Annotated in this window: 16 protein-coding genes; 6 read left to right on the top strand and 10 right to left on the bottom strand. The window is 41.5% G+C overall.

Translation table 11 applies throughout. The features are described 5' to 3' along the window. The first annotated feature begins 25 nt into the window (after positions 1–25). Entirely contained in the window at positions 26–985 is a 960-nt protein-coding gene (locus R9C00_21145) for a DUF3445 domain-containing protein (protein WPO34209.1), read from the top strand. 63 nt (positions 986–1,048) lie between these two features. Here the strand turns inward: R9C00_21145 and R9C00_21140 are convergent, their stop codons facing one another. The 4 genes from R9C00_21140 to R9C00_21125 form a co-directional block, all read right to left on the bottom strand. Continuing rightward, positions 1,049–1,714 (bottom strand): DUF2306 domain-containing protein, encoded by a 666-nt coding sequence (locus R9C00_21140; protein ID WPO34208.1) that lies wholly within the window; start codon positions 1,712–1,714, stop codon positions 1,049–1,051. Between the two features lie 9 nt (positions 1,715–1,723). Continuing rightward, the gene (locus R9C00_21135; protein WPO34207.1) at positions 1,724–2,692 is read right to left on the bottom strand and encodes a YARHG domain-containing protein; all 969 of its coding nucleotides are present in this window, start codon (positions 2,690–2,692) and stop codon (positions 1,724–1,726) included. Positions 2,693–2,798: 106 nt separating this feature from the next. After that, positions 2,799–3,785, bottom strand: a complete 987-nt coding sequence (locus R9C00_21130) for a phosphotransferase (protein WPO34206.1) — start codon at positions 3,783–3,785, stop codon at positions 2,799–2,801. Positions 3,786–4,079: 294 nt separating this feature from the next. Next, positions 4,080–4,571, bottom strand: a complete 492-nt coding sequence (locus tag R9C00_21125) for a hypothetical protein (protein ID WPO34205.1) — start codon at positions 4,569–4,571, stop codon at positions 4,080–4,082. 480 nt (positions 4,572–5,051) lie between these two features. On the opposite strand from R9C00_21125, the gene R9C00_21120 reads away from it, so the two are divergent. Beyond that, the gene (locus tag R9C00_21120; protein ID WPO34204.1) at positions 5,052–5,855 is read left to right on the top strand and encodes a hypothetical protein; all 804 of its coding nucleotides are present in this window, start codon (positions 5,052–5,054) and stop codon (positions 5,853–5,855) included. 499 nt (positions 5,856–6,354) lie between these two features. Beyond that, complete coding sequence (locus tag R9C00_21115; GenBank protein WPO34203.1) at positions 6,355–9,435, top strand: SMC family ATPase; 3,081 nt, start codon at positions 6,355–6,357, stop codon at positions 9,433–9,435. 79 nt (positions 9,436–9,514) lie between these two features. On the opposite strand, the gene R9C00_21110 is transcribed toward R9C00_21115, so the two are convergent. The 6 genes from R9C00_21110 to R9C00_21085 all read right to left on the bottom strand — a co-directional run bounded on the left by R9C00_21110 (position 9,515) and on the right by R9C00_21085 (position 15,239). Then, positions 9,515–10,552: an MBL fold metallo-hydrolase gene (locus R9C00_21110; protein ID WPO34202.1), complete on the bottom strand. Its 1,038-nt coding sequence runs from the start codon at positions 10,550–10,552 to the stop codon at positions 9,515–9,517. A gap of 41 nt (positions 10,553–10,593) precedes the next feature. Next, on the bottom strand, positions 10,594–10,977 hold the full coding sequence (locus tag R9C00_21105) for a DUF3037 domain-containing protein (GenBank protein ID WPO34201.1): 384 nt from the start codon (positions 10,975–10,977) through the stop codon (positions 10,594–10,596). After that, positions 10,967–11,746 (bottom strand): HipA family kinase, encoded by a 780-nt coding sequence (locus R9C00_21100; protein WPO34200.1) that lies wholly within the window; start codon positions 11,744–11,746, stop codon positions 10,967–10,969. Before R9C00_21100 ends, R9C00_21105 begins: the two co-directional genes overlap by 11 nt. Before the next feature lie 57 nt (positions 11,747–11,803). Beyond that, the gene (locus R9C00_21095; GenBank protein ID WPO34199.1) at positions 11,804–13,069 is read right to left on the bottom strand and encodes a carboxypeptidase-like regulatory domain-containing protein; all 1,266 of its coding nucleotides are present in this window, start codon (positions 13,067–13,069) and stop codon (positions 11,804–11,806) included. Positions 13,070–13,368: 299 nt separating this feature from the next. Further along, positions 13,369–13,977 carry a hypothetical protein gene (locus R9C00_21090; protein ID WPO34198.1) on the bottom strand — a complete coding sequence of 203 codons (609 nt, stop codon included), beginning with the start codon at positions 13,975–13,977 and terminating at the stop codon, positions 13,369–13,371. A 107-nt stretch (positions 13,978–14,084) separates the two neighbouring features. After that, on the bottom strand, positions 14,085–15,239 hold the full coding sequence (locus R9C00_21085) for a helix-turn-helix domain-containing protein (protein ID WPO34197.1): 1,155 nt from the start codon (positions 15,237–15,239) through the stop codon (positions 14,085–14,087). 168 nt (positions 15,240–15,407) lie between these two features. Here R9C00_21085 and R9C00_21080 point away from each other — a divergent pair, with 168 nt between their 5' ends. The 3 genes from R9C00_21080 to R9C00_21070 all read left to right on the top strand — a co-directional run bounded on the left by R9C00_21080 (position 15,408) and on the right by R9C00_21070 (position 21,670). Next, a complete protein-coding gene (locus R9C00_21080) occupies positions 15,408–18,257 on the top strand; it encodes a glycoside hydrolase family 2 TIM barrel-domain containing protein (GenBank protein WPO34196.1) in 2,850 nt (949 codons plus the stop codon). Positions 18,258–18,352: 95 nt separating this feature from the next. Next, positions 18,353–20,368 (top strand): right-handed parallel beta-helix repeat-containing protein, encoded by a 2,016-nt coding sequence (locus R9C00_21075; protein ID WPO34195.1) that lies wholly within the window; start codon positions 18,353–18,355, stop codon positions 20,366–20,368. 33 nt (positions 20,369–20,401) lie between these two features. Beyond that, positions 20,402–21,670: a family 43 glycosylhydrolase gene (locus R9C00_21070; GenBank protein WPO34194.1), complete on the top strand. Its 1,269-nt coding sequence runs from the start codon at positions 20,402–20,404 to the stop codon at positions 21,668–21,670. Position 21,671: the final 1 nt, after the last annotated feature.

The raw sequence follows: 21,671 nt of genomic DNA, 5'->3' as shown, positions 1-21,671 counted from the left end.
TTGTGTACGTTTGCAACCCTATTTTATGAAAATATCTATCAACCAATCACCAGTGTATTACCTCCCTTTTTTGAAAGGAAAATATACTGTAGCCCCTGGGCTAAAACCAATTGAAAAAGCCGAAGAACTCGATAAATTGGTTTTTCAGCTCGACAATGAGTTTGAGTACTTCCGAAAGAACAAGGAGGCTTGCCGAGCAGAAAATATCCATAAGTATTACCAAAAAGCACGGTATAACCCTGAGCTCGAAAAGGCAGTCAATTTTTACCTCATAAAACAACTTTCCAAGGAACATCCCGAACTTTTCATCAATACCGAACATGGGGACAGAGCTATTTTGCAATGCCTGCATACGGGGGAAATGATCCAATACAGCGAAGAAGGTGAGTTGATAGGAGAGAGTCCTTACATCGACCTATTCGATGCGCTCAACTGCCAAGTGCAAGAAGACATAGCCGTTTGGCAACTTGCCGATGACGATGATTGGCTTGCCGCTGTGCACCTCTGTGCCCCCAACCATTGGAGTGCCGAAGAAAAGATTGGGCAAAACTTTGATTTTGTGCACGAGGTAATCCCTGGGATGGAAAAAATAAGGAGGCATTATATGGGTATGTTGGACAGCGTGGTGAAAAAAGGACCTTACATCCGCTTTGGCTGGGGCGTGAGCACCGATATAAAGCTTAATCACCACCCAGATCCTGCGCCGGGCTACAGCCAAGAACTGTGGTATGGAAGAAAGTTCGATCCTGATTTTCCCATGCTTTTTACCCGAACAGAAAGACAATGCTTGGTAGGAATCCCCGAACACAACGCCTTTATTTTTACCATCCGAAGCTATTTTGCCGATGTCTCCAAAATGGATGAGCCAACGCTGCAAGCCCTCAAATCTGCCCTGCTTTCCATGTCAGCCGAGACATTGGTCTATAAAGGCCTGGACGATAAACGAGAGGAGATCATTGCTTGGCTAGATGAATTGATGGGGTAGGGGTAGAAGCTAGAGGTTGGAGATTAGAGGTTAGAAAAAGGTAGAGCCAAGGCATGCCTTGGCTTAGGATGTGTTTACCCTAGAGCTTTTTTTGTTGAAAGTAGTTTTTCTGCTCATCAAATACACTTCCACTAAAATTAGATTTATCATCCAACCTAACCAAGCTACTATTTTATAAGTATCCATTGGGGGAAGTTCGAGCGTGGAAACCATTATCCATTTTATCAACCTCAAACTTATAGCTGAAAGAGTAAGTGCGTAGCTTCTCAGCATGAATTTCTGATGGTTTTCCCAATCATTTTTCCGAATACATGTAAACGCTTTGTAAGTAAAGGCAAACCATAAAACAGCTTGGATAATGAATGATGCCCTAGAAAAAATACCACCATTTGCATAGTAAGCCATTATAAGCCCCGATGGACTGGCAATGAAAAGCACAAGAAGTATATAAGCTTTACCAAAGAGTTTGTGGGCAATTGGAAACGAGTTTCTAACTGTTTTTGAGAACTGCGGAATTCCAAAAATCAAGACAAAAATACTAGTGTAGACATGGCTGAAAAATGCCCATTGGTAGTGAGTATATGATGACACTTTTTCTTTTACATTCAAGAAAGCAACATCAATTTTGAGGGGAATATATTGAAGTGTAATAAGCATCATTAGGTAGGTGAAGTACACTAACGATGCATAATAAATAGTCTTGAATGTATATGTAAATACCTGATTCATGTTGAAAAATTAACCTCTGCCAAAGCGGTCATAGTATTCAGAAGCATTCTTCTCGTAGCGTAAAAGTAATTGGATATTTTGCTTTTCAATATCAGTAAAATCACTCTTAATATCGGTATGAATGGGTATATACCAAGGTTGTGCATCGAAGAAAACCCTCATTGGTCTATTCTTAAAAGAATATCCATGTCTGGCATAAATGGTATTTCTAATAATGGTAAGATCACCTTTTTTAAGGTTTTCTACCTCTTCTTTTGCCAGCAACTTATTGGAGGCATTAATTTCATAAATAAGGTTGGTAGCAGATGCGAATTCTCGAGTCATCCATTCTTCTATTTCATTTTCATCGATTTCAAAAGACTCTTTTTTTTCAATATACTTATTCCAATCTACATATGCTTTTGAATATTCAAGCATGATGTCGGGGTTATAGCTAAACTCTTTCTTTTCCAAGGTGTATTTCCTATGCTTGATGTCTATATTTTTATAGGCTGTCCATTTGCCAGTTAGCTGACCATTTGAAATAGTAAATGTAAATTCTCCATCGTACTTATCATCGCCAGGTTCTTTCACATTAAAGGAGAAAACATCATTGTCAAGCTTTTTTACTGACCCCTCAAATGGTCTGTCATTTCCAGCTACAACACTGTGGCCTACCACAGTGCTATCCTTGATTTCATCGATAGAGATATTGATTTTATTTTCCCGATTCCATACGTAGCCTTCATCAACATATATAGTCTTGTCACCGTTGCTTTTTGTATCTTTTTCGAAATAACCTACCCAAGATCCTAGTAACGAGGTTTGATCATCAACTTCCGAAGAGATAATTACTTGATCAGTTTTTGGAATGCTATCTGCCTTTTTAGGGATTTCCGTGCCTTCTTCAACTACTACTTCTGCGTCTTTATTTTTAATGTTCGATTCGCAGCTTAAAACAAGAGTAGCTAAAAGTATGATTAGTAGTGTCTTTTTCATGTTACCATGTTGATGATTAGGTTACAAAAGGAGAATTTGATTAAAAATACTTTTTTTGAATGAAGAGGTAAAGGTTTTAACAAACAGCTTTTGACTTTAATATGAATTATACCTTCACCCTGTTAAATTCCATCCATTGGTTTACAGTATGAATCCAAAACTTTAAGAATTCGTGGCTTAGGAACTGGTTAGAAAAATCGGTGAAGCGCTGGACGTGGATGCCTGTGTAATGCAGCCAAATGGCTAGCCCTCCATAGGGAATCAACCGTTTCTCTTCGCTGGAAATGGACGTTATGGATTCATAGCCTTTGTAAAACTGATCTCTTTTCTTGTTGAAGAGTTCTTTGTTCGGCTCATTTCTGAAAATGAGCATCAGGCTGTAGGCGATGTCCAAAAATAGCCAGCCATTTCCACAATTATCAAAATCGAATAGGGTGATTTCCAATTCGTTTTTGACCTTCATATTATCGTGCCACAGGTCAAGGTGGATTGCACCATATCTTAATTTACTCGCATCTGCACCACTCAGCTGAGAAGCAATGATGGAATTGGCTCTTTCAAAGTACTGCATTTCATCGGAAGATTCTGAAAAGAACGTTTTTGATAGTTCGTATGCCCAATTGGTAAGGCTATCTGCGTCATACTTTATTCTGTTGATCCGTTTATTAACGGTCAGTTGGTGCATTTTTGCTATGGTTTTTCCAAGGGTATAACATAGCTCTTCTGGTGGGTTTCTGATGGACTCCCCTTCGGCATAGGAGAATAAAACAGCGAATCGCTCCCCTTCAACAGCCTTGATTCGCTGAATTAAGGCTGTATTTTTATCTCGGATAGGGTAGGAGACGGAAATGTTGTTTTCCTTAAGGTAACCAAGCAAGTCCAACTCTGAGATGATCTCCTTTTCGGTCCGCCAGTGGAGGAAATACACCCGAAGCACAAATTTCCTATTCGAAGTAGTGATCAGGTAGGTGTGGTTTACACCCGTTTTCAACATGCGGCAAGTAGTCTGGTTATCAAACCCATAGTGTTCGATGACAAATTCTGCCAAATATTCTGGTGAAATAATGGAGCTATAAGCTGGAGCGTAGTTCATGTTGCAAGGTTACTAAACCTTGGTGAGAATAGTTGAAGGTTTCTATCCATACCTTCGGCGTTTTTTTTCTTTGCTTGTTCGAGCTATAATTATATCGCCTCCTGCTAAAGACAGGACAGGTTCTTCGAGGCTTTTGGAAGGCGAAATAGAAGAGTCGGTAAGGAAGTAGGAGTCATGCCGCACACAGATGCGGCATCTCCTGCATACTGTGCAAAAGAGCTGGCTTTTTTGGTATATGGGTGGGGAATTTCCACTTTCGTGGGAAAGACGGGTTGGGAAGGATGTGGTGTAGTTTTATTTATGCAAAAAAGCAGCTCTTAATTTCTCGTAGCTGAGAAGTGATTCTTCAAAGTCATCAGTTTTCTGTGCGTCATATACACGTTTTAAAAAAGAACCAATATTTTTAGGAGGGACTAAAAAAATGGAGTTTCGATATTTTATGGGAAGGTATATTTTAAAAATGTCTTTGCTTGATTCTAATATCAGCTCACCGTCAATAAAGTACTGCGATCCCTCTTGGAGAAGCTTACTTTTATATCCATCCCAAACTCTTTGTTTTATAGAAAAATAGCGAAATGTATTTGAATCAGTCAGCTCCAATTGATTCCCTTTTTCGAAAAACTCTGAATTAAAGCTTCCTGTCAATTCACTTTTATTCGTAACAAAATTAATCCATCCCTTTTGTTTAAAAAAGGCGGTATCCTCAATGGAGAAATTTTCAGGTTGGGCTTTTAATAGTTGACAGCTTGAACAGATCATTAAAACTATTATTACATATGGCTTCATAAGTTATTCGATGCTTTCAAAAAGACTAGTTTTTGAATTAATGATGTGTAAATATACTTTCTTTACTTTAAGCATGCCATCAGCGAGGTTTTGGTGAAATGGTATGGAAAAAATGTAGGCTGTTCAGGTTATTTCGTCGCCCCACACACAGATGCGGCATCTCCTGCCTACTGTGCAAAAGAGCTGGTATCTAGGAGACTTTTTGTTTTTATCTGCCGCCTTTGTTTGAGTCGAGCGGATGCTCGCCCCAGTTGGAGGCAGATATATAAAACCAATAATTCCACCTATCCAAGCGAAGTTTTTTGTACATTTATACCGTGTTGAGTCTCTTTTTATCAAGAAAAAGAAGCTCAGTCCATAAGAAAAATAACAGCCGCTGTGGAGCAGGAACTGTGGTTGATACTGACCTAAATACGGCGGGTATCAGGAACTGTGGTGATATACGAATGTTAGATGTAAAATTATTTAACCTGACTAATAATGAATTATCCATCAGAAATTAACCAAGTGACTCCAATCAATGGGGAGATATCATTCTTCCCACCTTCTGGAACTACTTTGTTTGAAATGGGTAATGATGGAGCGGGAAATTACTATGGACTTTACTGGCAGATTGGTAGAGAAGATCAAGAACCAATCGTTGTTTGGATGAATCATGAAGAATTTACTCTTGAGCCTGTTCAAACCAACCTTAATGAATTTCTAAATAATTACGACAACGAATCTTCTGAACTAACTAGTTATCCAAGTCTAAAAGACGAACAATACTTTTTGAGTTGTTTTCAACGGGGAAAGGTCAAGTCAAGAAAGGATAAAAACGAAGCTGTTAGACTGTTCAAGTTGGCATCAGATTTATTTCCTGAATTTTCCGATAGCTGGTTTTGGCTATTCAAATTAACTGAAGAGGAAAATATCGAGCATAAAATTAATTATGCCATTAGGACAATTTGCAGCAATTGGACGTTTGGGCTACCAAATAAGCAAGCAGTAGATTTCATAGTTCAGAGTCGTACAAACGGGATAACATACGACGATCCAATATTCAATATCATTAGCTCGTCTTCAAATACTTCAGAGCTCTTAAATCTAAAAGTTGATGCCGTAGAATTTTATGAAATTGCGACACAATATAAACTAAAGGGGGACTTTGTGAACTATCTTTTAATGCTTCAGAACTATTCATACTTTTCAAACCTTAGCAGATCTGAATTTGACTCTGAGAGGTGGAAGAATGAATTAACAGAGGCAATCGAACGTCATTTTCCAAATAGAAAATACAGCTAACACGCTATATGATAGCATCCTTTGATTGTGCCAGAGTAATCATTAGTGGCGTATGGAAGCCCCGCCAAAACTTCGTTTTGGCCTATTGCAAACAAAACAAGGAATAGACCAAAACGAAGTTTTGGCTATTTAGTAGACGAAACATTAGATTTACCAAAAACAGACGCTACATATAGTGGCGTTACAAAAAACATTATCAACTCCTTCTAGTTTGAGCTGAAGGCGGGAGTTGAAAGATTTGTTACATTTTTTGTTCTTCCTATTTTGCAAAGGAGCAGGTATTTTTGGCGAGTAGGCAGGAGATTCCCACTTGCGCGAGAATGACGGATTGGGGGAAGCTTTGCTAGCTCTAGTCAAGATGGGCTAAACCCTAAATAACCAGTAACAAGCACCCAGAAACCAGCAACCAAAGCAAAAAATCCCCAGATACTCGTTGCGGCTTACTATATTTAAGGTTTACGAGCGTTGGAACGGGCATTGCCCCAAATGATAGCACCTGATGATCCCTTTGAAACTGAGTATTGAAGGCTTGTATTCTTACCGAGAGAAGCAGACCATTGATTTTACGAAACTGACCTCTAACCACCTGTTTGGCATTTTTGGCGAGGTGGGCAGCGGGAAGTCCGCCATTTTGGAGGCGATGATGTTTGCCCTCTATGGCAAGAGCGACCGCTTGGCGCAGAACGAAAATAGGTTGTATAACATGCTAAACCTTCAGTCGGATAAGTTTGCGCTGGAGCTAGAATGCCTTTCGGGCAAGAGCGGGCAGGAGGAATATAAGTTTGTGTACGAGGCTCGGAGGAACAGCAAGCGCTTTGAGGACGTGAAGCGGGGCAGGAGGATTATTTCGAAGAAGGTGGATGGGGAATGGTTGCCGCTTGAAACTGCTACGCCCGAGGAGATCATCGGGATGAGTGCGGAGAATTTCCGCCAGACGGTGATTATTCCGCAAGGGAAATTCCGGGAGTTTATAGAGCTTGGGGCAAAGAGCCGTGCGGATATGATGCAAGAGCTTTTCCACCTCGATAGGTTCGACCTTTCCGATAAGGTAAAAACCCTTTGGGTGGCAAACAAGGAGCAAATTACCGTTGTTAGCACCCGTTTGGAGCAGTTCAAGGAGCTGAACAAGGCATTGCTCGATGAAAGAAAGGCTTCTTTTCAAACGCTTTTGGAGGAAAAGAAAGGGCTAGAGGAGAAGGTGAGACTACTGCAAGCCGATTTTTCTTCTCAAGAAGAACTAAAAAAACTCTTTGCCGAAAAGGCTTCTTTCCAGCAAAGGGAAGTTACAATGCTTGCCCAAGAGCCTAAGTTTGAGAACTTGGAAAACGAGCTCAACCGCTACCAAGAAGCAGTGCTGCATTTCAAAAGTTTGGTAGATAGCCTGCGCCATTGCGAGCAGGATATCAATAAAAAAGATACCCAGCTGATGTCCCTCGCCAGCGAAAAATCGGGCGTGGCTGCGGAGTTTCAATCGAAAAAAGCAGAACTGGAAGCTGCTACCAAAGCTTACGAAGAGCGGGAGAAGATAGCGCAACAATGCCAAGATTTGGAAACGCTTTTGCAGCTGAAGGGAAAGAAAATAGCACTGGAAAAAGTAACTGCAAAAGCTACGGATCTGGGGCAGCAATCGGAGCAATTGAAGGCTGCTTTGGAGCAGGCGAAGCTGGAGCAAAAAAGGGTGCAAGAAGCTTTGAAGGAGCTGAGGGAAAAGGAGATAGATGTTTCTTTGCTCAAAGATGTAGACCATTGGTTTGAAAAAAAGGAAACCATAGAAAAAGCGAAAAAAGAGCTGGAAGGCAAGCTTCAGGAGATTGTAAGTAAGCAGGAGCTGATTCAGGCAACTGTTTTCACCGAATTTGAAAAAGAAAGCGTTGAAATAGCAAAAGATAAAAGCCTTGCCGAGGGGCAAGAATTACTCTCCACAGCACTGGCTGACTTGGAAGAAAAGAAGGCAGAGCTTGAGCCAAACATCCACGAGCTACGAGTGCAAAATGAGTTTGCCCACCACAGTGAAAACTTGGTGGAAGGTGAACCTTGCCCGCTTTGTGGGTCTGCAAACCATCCTTCGCCCTTGGAAGCCGCACATGTGAAAGAGGAGTTGGCAAAACTGGAAGAGCAACTTAAGCAACTCGGAGAAAGGCAAAAGCAATTGGGGAAGTTGGAGGAAAAAGTAGTTGCCGCTAAAAGTCGGTTCGATAGCGAGGAAAATTTGAAAGCTCACCAGGAGGAGTTGCTGGGAAGGAAAGTAGAAGAAAGAAATTCCCACAAGAAAGCATTTGTATGGGTTGGTTTTGAGGGGAAAGAAAGAACGGAAATCTCTGAAAAACTGAAAGCCCAAGAGGCTGCGAAGGCAAAGATGAAGCAGCTTCAAGCTGAGCTGGAGGGATTGAACGAGGAATTGGAGAAGAAGCGGGTGGACATGGAAAAGGTGGAGAAGGAGCATCAGGAGAAGGCTTTGGAGAAAGCGAGGTTGGAATCGGAATCGGAGGCGTATAGGCAAAAAATGCATTTCCCCGATTTTATCAAATACATAGATAAGCCCGAAGAGGAACTTCAGCATAGTATAGAGAAAGGGAAGCGCAGGTATGAAGAAACCGAAAGGGTTTACAAGGAACTGGACGAAGCCCACAGGGTATTGGAGCAAAAGCTGACGGCACTGGATTCGAGGCTTGCCGCTGAGCGGGAAAACCATAGCCAGCTCAACGAGCGGAAAAGTACGATCAATGCCGATATTGAAGAAAAGTACGGGCAGACTAGTTTTACCAACTTGCTCGATGTAAAAAATACGCTTTCCCTTCAGCTAGATGTGGAATCGGAACGGAGGAAAATTGCGGCATTTAGGGAAGAGTTACGGGAAGTGCAAAGCCAAGTGGCTGCCGTGGTCCAGAAGATTGGCGAGCGAGTTTATAAGGAAGAGACCCATGTTCAAAATGAGCAATTGTTGAGGGAAGCGGAACGGGCTCAGCAGGAAAGTAGCCGTAAAATAGGGGTGCTGGAAACGGAAATAGGGCGAATAGAAAAGGGCTTGGAAGAGCAGAAAAGCTTGAACAAAGAGTTGAAAGAGCTGGAAGTCCGCCAAGAGAATTTGAGTACGCTGAGTGGCTTGTTCAAAGGAAAAGGCTTTGTGAAATATATATCTTCTATTTACCTTCAAAACTTGGTGAAGGCGGCAAATGTTCGCTTTTTGAAGCTTACGCAAAATAACCTGAGCCTCGACCTGAACGAGAACTATGAGTTTATAGTGCGGGACCAGTTGAACGGGGGCAAAACCCGCTTGCTCAAAACGCTTTCGGGCGGGCAAACCTTCCAAGCTTCTCTATGCCTAGCCCTTGCCTTGGCGGAAAATGTAAAGTCGCTCAATGAGTCGGGGCAGAGCTTCTTCTTCTTAGATGAGGGCTTCGGAACGCTGGACAGAAAATCCCTTGCCGTGGTGTTTGAAACGCTGCGCAGCCTCCAGCGGGAAAATCGCATTGTGGGAATCATCTCTCATGTAGAAGAACTCCAGCAGGAAATCCAAGTTTCCCTAAACATCACCCACGACAAAGAACGCGGTAGTTTGATTGGGTATAGTTGGGAATGAATTAGAAATTAGAGGTTGGAAGCTAGAGGTTAGAAAATGTAGAGACGCCCATTTATGGCGTCTGAAAAGGGAGTTTGCATTACCCAATCTCCTTCCACCATTCTAAATTTTGCTTATCTGAACGAGAAAATAAACTCCCAAGCTGAGGTGTGCTTATTTCTAATTTTTGCTTTTGGGCTTCTACTACAAAACGCTCTACGGGTTCTTTCCAAGAGTGCTGGGCCAAGGTAAAACCAGCCCAGTGAACAGGCAGTGCTTTTTTTACTTTTGCTTCAAGAGCGGCTTGGATGCTTTCTTCGGGGTACATGTGTATTTGGTGCCAGTTTTCATTGTACTGCCCGCATTCCATAAACCCGAAATCAAAAGGACCTAGTTTTTCGCCTACCTCTTTGAAATGCTCCCCATATCCGCTGTCCCCACTGAAATAGATGTTTTCTTTCTCTGTTTTGAATGCCCACCCACCCCAGAGCGATTTTGCCCTATCGGTCAGGCCCCTTCCAGAGAAATGCCTTGTTGGGGTGAAAGTGATAGAAATATCGTCCAAAGTATCGTTATCCCACCAGTCAAATTCGGTGATGGTATCGGGGGAAATCCCCCATTTTACCAGGTGTCTTTTTACCCCCATCGCCACAAAATACTGTTTGGTTTTCCCTTTTAGTTTTAAGATACTGGCATAATCGAGGTGGTCGTAATGGTCGTGCGTTAGGAGGACTAGGTCTATTTCGGGGAAATCTTCGATGATGTCCAGCGTATTTTCCGAAAAGCGTTTGCTGGGAAATGGGGCAATAGGTGCGGCATCTCCTCCTAGCATAGGGTCGATAAGCAGCGTTTTTCCGCTGACCCTCATCAACACAACGGAATGCCCATACCAGATGAACTTTGCCTCTTCCGACTCGCTTAAGAACTCTTCCTTATTGAAACCGGCAACGGTTAATTTCTCTTTAGGAGCTCTGCCTTCTGTTTGGAAAAATTGCTTGTAGAGGAGCTTAGGGAGGGTTTGGAAATTGATATCCATATTGGTCTCTTCCAAGTTTTCAAACTTCCCGTTTTTCCAGTTGGGGGAGTTGGCATATGATTCTTTTAGCTCTTGGTTTATTTTTCCTCCGAATTGTTTCATTGCTGATTTTGCCAGTTAAAAAGTAAAGGATTTATACCGTTTTACAACACCTTCGATTGGAAAAGGTTTTCCAGTACCTGTTCGGGGTTGTGGCATAAGCCGGGGTGTGTTTTGGAGCTTTGGATAATGGTGCTTCTGGAAGCAACCAACCAACGAAACCTAGAGGGCAAGTCCAGTTGCCCAATGCAACCTCCTTCTTTCCCCCCCTGGCATACTTTTTCCCATGCTTCTAGGTAGTTTTTCAGCATATCAGGGTCAAGGTCTGCTGAAAAGGCTTTTAACCGTTTTTCATCTATGTGGTATCTGATTCCCAAGTACTTTTTGCGTTTGGAAAAAAGGATAACGCCAACGTTCAGAAATTCCTCACGCTCTACTTTGGGCACTACCCTGATGACGGCATATTCGTATGTGACTTTATCTTGCATCTTCCGCTTCTTTGGCTAGTAGTTCTATATTGGCTAGTTTGGAGCTCAAAAATTGGACATAAGCAGCTCTCATTTCGTCGGGAGTGATGGTGTTCGATTTGTCATCTAGCCATTCTTCAGGTATGATCGAGATAATTTCCTCTATTTTAGCTTGAGTTAGCAAAGCCTGAATTTCTTTTGCCGTTTTTTCCAAATGGTCGGCTCTTTCGAGCAACACATGATCTTTTATACTGGGAAAGGTGCGGGGAAGGTGGCTTTCCCAACTCGCCCAGTTGTGGTGGAAATACAAGCTTGCCCCATGGTCAATGAGCCACAGTTCATTTTTCCAATTTAGCAGGTTGGTGTTTTTAGCCGTCCGGTCAATGTTGGTGATCATGCTGTCGAGTAGCACTACTTTTGAAGCAGACACTGGATCGGCAATGGAAACCAACGGATCGTAGGTGATGGCACCTGAGAGGTAGTGCAAGCCCAAGTTGAGCCCCACGCTAAATTTTAAGAGGTCTTGGATTTCTTCGTCAGGCTCGGTTTTGCTAAAAGAATCGTCGAGGTGCATAAACACCAGCTCTGGAACTTTCAAACCAATTGCTCGGGCAAGCTCTCCACCTATTAGCTCGGCAATCAAGGCTTTTTTCCCTTGCCCAGCTCCCCTAAATTTCAGCACATACATAAAATCATCGTCTGCTTTTACAATGGCCGGGAGCGAGCCACCTTCCCGCAGTGGGGTGATGTATTGGACTACATTTACCGTCCTGATCTCGATTTTGCTCATAGCGGCTAAGGTAGTGAAAATTCTCAGCTAATTCTAGCGTGGAATGATGCCGAAAAGTTAGCGAGAGAGCATAAAAAATACACTTAGAGTTAAGTTTCTATTTTGGTATATCTGGTCTGCAAATACAATATCTTTCATCCCATGGTTATAAAACAGTGCCATTCCTATTTTAGAATCCCCTCCTACGTAGCATTCAACTCCATACCTCAATCCATAATCATTTTTCGAATCGCTATTAATATCATTGAGAATAAGGCCGTAATAAGGTGATATTATGGAATTAAAACCTCCTGGTAAAGAAAATAGCATTCCCTTATAAAAAGAGAATCCTAAATCAACAGGAATATTTAAAAACTTAGCTTTAGTGTCTCCAAAATGGGTTACAGAATAATTGATTTTCGGGCGAATTAAGTAGCGTTTCTTTTCCATCGAAACAAAAAAGCTTGAAGAAACCCCTCCTCCTTTCTCATTTATATTAGCACCGAAGTCAACACCCAAATTAGGTTTAAAAGGAGGATATGCTTTTTTCTTAAAAGCCTTAGCATGTATTTCTTCTTCGCTTATTTCAACTGGAGTTTCAGAAAGATCTTCTTGTAGAAATGTTAAAAATTCATCTTTGTTTTTAACGCCACCGAACTTCTTTTTTCTTATTTGTTTTTGATCGTCAATTACTATGAATGTTGGGTATCCTACAATTTGAAATTCTTTTTTAATCTTTTCACTTGTCAGAGCATCGCCGTCATACTTTAGCGGGATATACTTTTCTACAAGTATTTCCCTTACCACACTATCGGGAAAAACCTTTACTTGTAAAAAGTTGCAAGGGCCGCACCATTCTGTTGTAAAATATAAAAGTACGTGCTTTTGCTCTAGCTCAGCTTTACGAATAGCACTGTCTAGTGAAATTTTATAGAACAAGGGCTTATTGTATTTTTTAGCTTTTCTAATGCCTTTCATGGTAGCGAAAGGTTCAGGTTTTCTATAATCCTCGACATTTACATCATTAAGTTTAATTGTATCCTCTTCTAAGAAAATTTCGAAGTTATTTGGGAGGGTTTCAATTTTTATTTTACGATTCATATACCCAACATGGGAGATTAAAAGCGTATCATTTAAAAGATTTGCGGGGATGATAATTTCAAAATTTCCTTGGTTATCGGAAACCACTCCTGTTTTTTCAGAGCTAATCTGTATGGTGACGAGCGATATAGGTTCAGAGGTCTGTTGTGAAAATATTTTTCCAATGATTTTTTTATCTTGACTTTGGGCAATAACACAAGTAGAACATGTCAAAAAATACAGCAATAAGAATTTCTGTTTCATAGAATCAGTTTTTAATGATCAAAATTGCGTAGAGAAAAATTGATTGTTAGACAGTAAATAACATACTCTCTTTTTGCTCTAATGCAAAGTGGTAGAGCTTTTGAAGGTTTACGTCAAATTATTGAAAGAGTTGTGGGAATTTTGTTACAAGAGATATTTTAAAAAGACAGGTATGTTTTATAATTCCATTTTCCCTACATCGGCGCAACCACCAAAGGTTCTAGTTTGAGGTTGATCAATTGAGCGGGGGATAGCGATGGTCTCGCTCGGAGCGAGGCCATCGATTTTGTCGCTTTTAGCTATTCCAACATCCATTTTTCTGAGGATGCAGAAGTATTGTTAGTAGCATGTGCTTGTATGTATGCTTCTTCGCCTCCAAACCAACTCAAAACGTCCTCTCTGCAAAGTTTTGTTTTCTTTTCCGTAAGGTGTGCATGGTAAGAAGAATGTGGATAATTTCTAAAGTCAGAGATGAGTTGATGTTTCTGAGGATTTGTATGGATATAGACGACTAATTGGGTAAAATATACTTCATCCAGTACTTCCATCCTTTTAAATGGTTCTTCAAAGAGTGCCCCAGATCTTCCATGAGTTTTATTTATCCCTTGTACATATCCTTGCAAGAAACTAGAGAAGGCATTACTGGTATGCCAAGACAAAGGCTTTTCTTGGTTTTTATGAATGAGTTTTAGTAGCTCTTTTTCTTCTCTTATTTGTACGAGTAGGTGGTAGTGGTTTTTTAGTAAACAATAGGCGAAAGTCTTGGCAAACCCATGGACAAATTTGGTATATTTTCCTAAAAAATATGAATAGTTCCTTTCCTCAAAGAATACATGCTGCCTATTAATTCCTCTGTTATAAATATGATAGTAGTTGCCTGGGATTAACAGTGTGGTTCTTTTGTCCATGAGTTTATTCATTTAATGGAACATGATGTAACCTATCGATGGCCTCGCTCGCAGCGAGACCATCGGTTCATCATAACAACTAAAATAGTAAAAATAATTAGCAAATTCTACATCGGCGCTACCACCAAAGGTTCTAGTTTGAGGTTGATCCGCTCTTTGCCTTTGACCTTGTATATTGCTGTAAAATAAGGGCTGTTTTGTAGGTGTTTTTGGGTGAAAGCTTTTAGGGAATCGGGGTTGGTGAAGTATTCTACCGTTGCCATCACGCCAATATCATGATTGGAGAAAAAGAAAAACTGCTCGGTGTCATTTGGTCCGGGAATTCTAGATACGATGGTATAGTCCAAATCGGTTCCAGTTTGGCTGATGACAATCGTGGTATCGCTTATCGTTTTGTGCCCTTTGAACGCTATTTTTTTATCTTCAATACTAAAGTAAGAATTGGCTTCATTGAACAGGTACACAAAATCCTTTTGGTTGAGAAACCTACCTACATAAATGGTATTTCCTTTTTTTATGTCTGAAAAGGATGTTTTAGTAGCATACTTGATTTCAAAGTCGTGCTCCCATCGGGTAAAAAAACGAGCGAGGGAATGAGTTGCATTTTCGGCCATTCGGGTGGAATAATTGAAATCTAACGGGCTTGTTTGTTCCTTAAGTTCTGGCTTTTCTTCCAGTAGCGCATAATATTCATCTAAGCTGTTGATCTGGAAGTTGCGTGTCCAGCCACCCAACCCCGATATGGTTTTTCCCCCATATCCAAAGGCATCGCCAATGTAGAGGTTGGTTGTATGTTGGTTATCGAAGAAGCCTTTCCAAATCAAAGGTTTGCTTTTGGGGAGGGTGGAAATAACCCATGCGCCAGCAATCACAAGCAAAAGCACATAAGGCAGCAAGTGTTTGTAAGTTGGGTACTTGGGAAGAAATTTGGCTTGCCGAAGGCCTTGCTTTTCAAACCGAACGCTATACTGCCCTTTGTCTATTTTTATCTGCCATGCCTCATTTGCCCCCTCTTTTTCATAATAGCTTTTAAGCTTTTTGCGAAGGTTATAGATATTCACCCTTACCCTTGGGTTGCTTTTATCGGAACTGGGGCTACCTCCAAAAAACTCCATATCAATGATGCCTTCTTTCAGAAAATGCTCGTCAATATTGGCATTTACCAAGTATTGCAAAAGAGCGATGCTGGTGGGGGCATTTTTGAAAGTGCTGCTTTCTGTGGTTTTCTTCGTTATTTCCAGTTTTTTTTCCTTAGAGAGCATTTAGTTGGAGTCAATTGAAAATTGGGTTTTTGGTGATTTTAGGGCTATTAAGAACCGTTATAGCTACCGTTAAAGCGGCGTTAAAGTTAGTGAAATTACAATGGAGATGCTTCCTTTAAGAAGGATTTCGGACTTTCCCAATCATTTTGAAATAAACACCTCCTTATAATGAAAAATATCAAAACTCAACTTTTGCTCAGTTGGATGATTTTCCAACTAATTTCAATGACAACTCTTTATGCCCAACCAACCGTTGGGGAAACTCAATTAACTAACATAAAATACCTGTCGGGTACTAGCAAGGACGACATGGTGGAATGGGACTTTTTCTGCTCGGCGGGTAACGAAAGCGGCAAATGGACCAAAATCGGCGTGCCTTCGTGTTGGGAATTGCAAGGGTTTGGGCAGTACGATTACGGGCACGATGATTTTGAAGGTCGCTTGAACGAGCATGGGCTGTATAAGCATACCTTCAATGTTCCTGCTGAATGGAAATCGAGAAATGTGAAGATTGTGTTTGAAGGAGTGATGACCGATGCGGAAGTGAAAATAAATGGAAAGTTGGCGGGAGAGGTTCATCAAGGTGCCTTTTATGAATTCAAATACGACATTTCTAAGCTGCTGAAATATGGAAAGGAAAACTTGATAGAGGTGAAAGTAAACAAGGCTTCATCAAACGAGTCGATCAACCATGCGGAGCGGAAAGCTGATTTCTGGATTTTTGGAGGTATCTACCGACCTGTTTATTTGCAGGCTTCTCCCAAAGAACACATCGAAAGAGTAGCTGTTGACGCCAAGGCTTCGGGAGATATCAAAGCGGATGTTTTTGTAAATGCTCCTTCCGCTCAAAACCTAAGGCTTTCTTTGCAAAATTTGGATGGGAAATTAATTCAGTCGCTTAGCCTGGCCAATCTTGACAAACAAGAAGGAAAATGGTCTCTCTCAAGCAAGGCTACTGACATCAAAACATGGAATCCTGAGCAACCCAATTTGTACCAATTGGCTTTTGAGTTGTTGGATAAGAAAGGAAAAGTGCTGCATAAAACCACTCAGCGCATTGGCTTCAGAACGGTGGAGGTAAGGGAAGGAGATGGTATTTATGTAAATGGCCAGCGCATCAAATTCAAAGGGGTAAATCGCCATTCTTTTTACCCAAGCTCTGGGCGAACCACTTCGAAAGAACTAAGTATTGAACATGCGAAAATGATGAAGGACATGAACATGAATGCCGTGCGGATGTCTCATTATCCGCCAGATGTTCATTTCTTGGATGTTTGCGATTCTTTGGGCTTATTTGTGATAGACGAAGTATGTACTTGGCATAGCCCACATTTGGACACCAAAGTAGGGCGAAAAATTGTGAAAGAGACAGTAGCGCGGGACGTGAATCATCCTTCCATATTGCTTTGGGCAAATGGAAACGAAACTGGTTGGAATACGGAGCTAGACGATGATTATGCCAAATGGGATATTCAGCAACGTGAGGTGATCCATCCTTGGAATATTTTCAGGAAAACCAATACGATGCATTATCCTCGTTACCAGATTTTCGCTTACGATACTTATGCGAAGGACAAGATTTATTTCCCCACCGAGTTCTTGCATGGCTTGTACGACGGCGGGCATGGTGCTGGATTAGACGATTATTGGAAGCAAATTTGGAATATGCCTTTGGCAGCAGGTGGTTTTCTCTGGGACTTTGCCGATGAAGCCGTAGTGCGTACCGATAAAAATGGTGCGTTGGACACGGACGGTAACCATGCCGCAGACGGAATTGTAGGTCCTTACGGAGAGAAAGAGGCGAGTTACTTTACCATCAAAGAAGTATGGTCGCCAATCTATATAGAAGATAGGTTTGTCCGCGAAGGTTTTAATGGAATATTTAGGGTAGAAAACCGCTATCATTTTACCAACCTTTCTGCATGTACAATGACAGCCAAGTGGGTGCAATTTGATGGACCAGACGGTTCACTAGCACCTTCTGTCATTTCGGAAAACACGGTGGAGCTTCCATCGCTTGCCCCTAGTATGAAAGGAAGTTTCAACATTGGGTTGCCCCAAAATTGGCAGTCTGCCGATGCATTGCACCTGACAGCAGTTGACCCTCATGGAATGGAAATTTTCACATGGACTTATCCTGTAAAAATGCCGAAGCAGCTGAGCAAACCAAAGGTTGACTATTCGGGAGGGGACGAGCTGGTTTCGGAGACAAAAGACGGAGTGATAAAAGTGAAGGCAAACGGGATTGATTTTCAGTTTTCCGAAAAAACAGGGTTGTTGCAAGAAGTAAAAAAGGGAAGCCAATTGATTCCATTCAACAATGGGCCCATCATTTTTGATCATAAAGACAAAATAGAAGAGCTAACAGTAACTCCATCAAAAGAAAAGGTAGAGATTAAAGTAGTGTTTGAAGAATCGGATAAATCGCCTGGTTGGGCTTCCCATAAAGAATACAGTTCAGATATTATAAAATGGACTATTCATTCGAATGGCAAACTTGACCTATGGGTGGAGATAAAGGGGAAAAAACTACTGAAAGGCGTAAAGGGAATTACTTTTTCATTCCCTGAGTCAGAAGTTAGCGGGATGAAATGGCTAGGTGATGGCCCTTACCGAGTGTGGCGTAACCGAATGAAAGGGACGAAGTTTCAGGTATGGGAGAACGATTACAATAATACGATTACCGGTGAATCTGGATTTGTGTACCCCGAGTTTAAAGGCTTTTTTTCAAGTTTGTATTGGGCGAAGGTGAAAGGCAAGAACAACAACGGGTTTACCGTGTATTGTCGATCAAACCATACCTTTTTGCGTATGCTTACTCCTGAAAACCCAAGTAAAGATCCTAATAAAAGGGTTTCTCCTGAATTTCCAATTGGAGATATTTCTTTTGTGAAAAACATCCCTGCCATAGGGACCAAGTTCCAAACAGGTGATACAATGGGGCCACAAGGAAACTCTGAAATCTATTTGTGCAACGACGATGAGCCTATTATCATTGATTTGACTTTTGAGTTTTAAACGCCTGTGTTATTTTTTATTCGACTAGTGTAAAGGGCTATTCGGTATGGCTGATTACATTAGTTGAGTAAAAACAAAATCAATAAAAAATTATCATGAAGCAAATTACCCAACTACTACTACTCATCGTATTATTAAGCGCTTGTTCGAAGAACGCATCTCAATCTCCAAGTGAATACCATGTAGATGGTGACAATACCGCTGAGGGAGATGGCTCGCTTGCCAATCCTTTTAAAACTATAAGCCAAGCGGCGGAAATAATGGCTGCTGGCGATATCTGTTATATCCATGAAGGAACGTATCGGGAAACAATCAACCCTAAGAATTCAGGAAGTGCTGGCAAACCTATTACATTCACCCGCTACGAGGATGATATTGTTGTTATATCTGCTACGGAGAAGCTAGATGGATGGGAAAAGCACACTGGAAATATTTATAAGGTTTCGGGGTTAGACTTATCCTTGGGCGATGGCAATAATGTGTATTACAATAGTCAGAAAATGCAGATTGCCCGCTGGCCAAACGATTCCGACAACAACGAATATTCGTTGGATGCCAAATATATCAGCAAGGAAAAGGGAACATGGTCAATGTCGTATATCAGTAACAATGAAATTCCTGATATTGACTGGACGGGTGGAATCATTCATTACCTAGGGTCTCATAGCGGTTGTAGTTGGGAACGCACCATTACCGATTATGAAAGCGATTTGGATAGAATTTACTTTGAAACTTTACCAAAAAAATGGCCTTTTGGTACAACCCACCACCCAGGTCGGTTTGAAAACGGGCATAGGGGCATTTTTTATCTAATGAACAAACTGGAAGCATTAGATGCACCACGAGAATGGTATTATGATTCAAGTAGCAAAGAACTTTATTTTTATGCTCCAGATGGCAACCTGCCAAAAGACGACCTTGTGGAAGTAGCTACCCGCGGCAATACGGCAAAAATTACTACTAATTACATTCACCTTGAGGGCTTGAATTTTTTTGGTGGGATGCTGACCATTAAAGGCGATCACAACAAAGTTGCCAATTGCATGGTAAAGCATGGGACTGAAAGATTGATCACTAACCTAAAAGGTGCAGCATTGCCAGATGCTGCTATCCAAGTTCTGGATGGAGACTACAACGTTATTGAAAAATGCGTATTAGAAAACGGTACGCTCAACGGAATTTTTCTGAGTCACCAAGCGGAAGACAACTTGGTTGAAAATTGCATTGTTCAATATTTCAATACCATCGGGTTGCATGCACATTTGCTTAACAGCAGTGGAGCTCGCAATAAAATCATCAAAAACTCTTTTTACGGCTCTGCCCGAGATGGTGTAAAGGTGACCGGAGATGACAGCGAATTTGCCTATAACCATGTTCAAAAATGTTTGATTTCAGGAGCTGATGGCGGTCTGTTTTACGTGACAGGAAGAAGTATCCCTCGAAATATAGAATTGCACCACAACTGGTTTCATGATGCCTATGGAGCTGAACATGCTGGGAAAAAAGCAACAGGAATTTACCTCGACAATAATGCTGCGGGATATATAGTACATCACAACGTGGTTTGGGATGTAGAATGGGGTGGTTTGCATTTTAACTGGAATGCGCTCAAAAATGAAATTTACAACAATACTTTTTGGAATGTCGGAAAGGTCCCTGAGCAGTCAGTCATTGATAGCTGGGTGCCCAAAAGAGACGGCAAACAAACCAATGTAAGAGATAATATTTTATACAATAACTTTTCTGGTATTCGCCCATGGTGGCATTCGGGCGATGGCAAAAAATACAGGGTAGACGAAAAAGAATTCCTTGGCCCTGAGGCCGACAATGAATTTGAGTATAACGAACAGTTTGCCGAAATCCCTTTTCATACGGAAATCCAGCAGATTTTCATGCCAATTGAAGGTTCTCCTTTGATAGATAAAGGGCGAATCGTCAAGGGCATAACCAGCGGTTACAAAGGCGATAAGCCTGACCTCGGAGCATATGAATATGGGGGAGAATATTGGGTGCCAGGTGTGGATTGGACTCCCAAAGGCTTTGCTTGGACGCCTGGTACTGACTACCTAAATATGAAAAGCTCTTTTATAGAAGAAGCTTCCAAGGAATAATTAACTACAATAAAACAAAAAAATATGAAATGGATGACTTATTGTTTGTTGTTGGGTGTTTGCCTTGCCTCATGCCAGCAAAAACAGCAAACCACGGGTAATGAAGAATTTCCCTTCTTTATACCCTCGGAAAAGCCAAACCGCCCGTTAAGTGCAGCAGTTGAGCGAAATTACGATGCATATTCCTCTATTCGTCCCGAACAAAATGAGCTGTACACGCAATTTAAATACACCGAGCTGAAGGGTTTTGATTACAATGGTGGAGATGGGACTATTACCCGTCGCGATCCTTCCAAAGTGATTTTTGAAAACGGGAAATATTATGTTTGGTACACTGGACGAAAAACACCCGTGAAGTCTGTAGGAATGGCAAGGGCAAAAGAAGCCAACGATACTATTCCATCTAGTGATTGGGATTTGTCGGACATTTGGTACGCTACTTCCGAAGATGGATTTACGTGGGAAGAACAAGGCATTGCAGTTCACCGTCCGGAGAAACCGCAACCGGGATGGCGCTCGGTTACCACCACCGATATTCTGAAATGGAAGGGGAAATATTACCTGTATTTTCAGGCGTTTATGGAAGCTAGCGGTTTGCGTGGTGACTTTTGCCCAGTATCCGTCGCCTATGCCGATTCTCCCGATGGCCCTTGGACGCATTCAAACAAAATTGTAATTCCTAATGGCCCAGAAGGCTCTTGGGATCAATATTCTATTCACGATCCCTATCCGTTGGTGCATGATGGAAAAATCTATTTGTACTACAAAGGTGACTTCGATAAACGTCCTGAGCTGAAACCTTCAAAAATCCGCATGCAAGGCTTGGCTATTGCCGAAGACCCGCTAGGGCCATTTGAAAAGCATCCATTAAATCCGGTTATCAATTCAGGGCATGAAACTACCCTGTTTCCTTTTAAAGAGGGTGTGGCTGCCATCGTTCAGCGGGATGGGCAAGAGCATAACACAATTCAGTATGCCAAAGACTGGGTGAATTTCGAAATTGCTTCTATTACAGAACTATTGCCCGTTGCCGCAGGCCCTTTTGTTCCCGATGCTTTTACCGATACCAAAGATGGAAGAGGGATTACATGGGGTATTTCCCACATTATTAACGCAGGAGGCGACTGGAAAAACAACCATACCATCTTGCTTCGTTTCGACTGCGATTTGAGCCTAGATGTTGACGATCAGGGGATGAAAGACCATCACATGAATTACAGTCCTGAGTTTCATTATACCCATCGTTTAAGCTCAAAACAGCTGAAAAGAATCCAAAGGGAAAATAACAAGTTAAAAGAATAGA

It is taken from the genome of Flammeovirgaceae bacterium SG7u.111 (assembly GCA_034044135.1).
Taxonomy (GTDB): Bacteria; Bacteroidota; Bacteroidia; order Cytophagales; family Flammeovirgaceae.
The sequence above is the reverse complement of the archived record's forward strand: the minus strand, read 5'-3'. Positions and strand labels throughout refer to the sequence as shown.